This window comes from uncultured Campylobacter sp., assembly GCF_938045465.1.
In the GTDB taxonomy this organism is placed as follows: Bacteria; Campylobacterota; Campylobacteria; order Campylobacterales; family Campylobacteraceae; genus Campylobacter_B.
This window is the reverse complement of sequence record NZ_CALIBF010000121.1, coordinates 1-1,360: the sequence shown is the minus strand read 5'-3', so window position 1 is coordinate 1,360 and position 1,360 is coordinate 1. Positions and strand designations below refer to the sequence as shown.

Below are 1,360 nucleotides of genomic sequence, written 5' to 3'. Positions count from 1 at the left end.
CGGCTGAATTTGATTTAGCGGATCTGATCGCGAGCGCGGCGGTGCGAGTTAAACTAGGACGCAGCTAAATTTAAAAGCGGCACTGCTGAAATTTAAATGCGGCGAGCAAGGCTAAATTTAAATTTTAAAAGCATGGCGCCTAAAATTTGAACGTCAAGGCTAAATTTAAAGTATCGAAGCGCGGTAATAATCGCGCCGATCGCGCCCGCGGCAATAGCCTAACCGCCACCGCAGCAAAGCCTAGCCTGCTGCGGTAAAACAAAAACCGCCACAGCAGAAACTAAGCCCTTGCGGCTAAATTTAAGGATTACAAAGATTGCGACGAACGATATTTTTAAAAACAGCTACCGTAATTTTAAGCGTGTTTTACCCTTTCGGCCTCTATTTTTTACACGGCGGCGCGCGAGTCTGCTTGCTTGTAGCGATGAGCGCGCTATGGGGAGCGCGAGCTGTTTTTGAAAGTAAAGATCGCGCTATTAAGGGCGCGTGCGCGGCGTTTTTTGCGCTGTGCGCCCTTTTTGGCAGTGGAACGCTTGCGTATCTGTATCCGCTCATAATAAATTTCTCGCTCGCGGCGCTTTTTGCGCTCAGCCTAAGATCGACGCCCGCAATCACGCGCCTGGCGCTTTTGAAGCAGCCAGGTCTCAACGAGCGCGGCCGCGCCTACACGCGCAAGCTAACCGAGGTTTGGCTCGGATTTTTCGTGCTAAACGGCCTACTTAGCGCGGCGCTGCTGCTACCGCGAGATAAAATTTATTGGAGCGTTTATTGCGGCGCGATCTCATACGTCCTCATCGGCGCGCTGATCGGCGGCGAGATGATTTTTAGGAAATTTTATGTTAAAAAATTTGATTAATTCTTTGAAGCCTTACGAGTGCGAAATCCTTGCTGCGGCGGCTCTTGCGCGCGATTTAGCAAAAACTCGGTGCAAGCAGAGCGAAGCGGCAAGCTTAAAAGGCGCGGGCAAACCCCAAAGTAGCGCGGCAAGCGTAAATTTAAAAGGCGCGGAAAATTCCAGTAGAAGCGCAAATCTAAATGACGCGGAAAATCCTAGCGGCAGCACAGATGCCGCGTACGCCCTGCAAACGGCACAGACGCAAGAGCAAAAAAATGCGCCGATGATCGAAATTTACGGCGAGGACGCGGCGGAATTCATCGCATTTTTTTTCGGCGCGATGATTGCGGGCTTTGCGCCAGTGCTGCTGCGAGAGCCCAAATTTAGCGGCGAATTTCATCTCGGCGGCGACGTAAAAATTTCAAATCTCGCCGCAGCGCGAAATTTAGACGAATTCTGCTCCCATGATTTAGAAAACATTTCGCCGCACGATACCGAAAAATCCGCGCCTAAAATTTCATCTAA

2 protein-coding genes are annotated in these 1,360 nt (G+C 50.4%); both read left to right on the top strand.

What is annotated here, in order from left to right:
* The first annotated feature begins 316 nt into the window (after nucleotides 1-316).
* Nucleotides 317-856, top strand: a complete 540-nt coding sequence (locus Q0413_RS05795; protein ID WP_298988044.1) for a DNA gyrase subunit B — start codon at nucleotides 317-319, stop codon at nucleotides 854-856.
* On the top strand, nucleotides 837-1,360 hold a 524-nt coding region (locus Q0413_RS05790; protein ID WP_298988043.1), incomplete at its 3' end, for a hypothetical protein. The genes Q0413_RS05795 and Q0413_RS05790, both read left to right, overlap by 20 nt.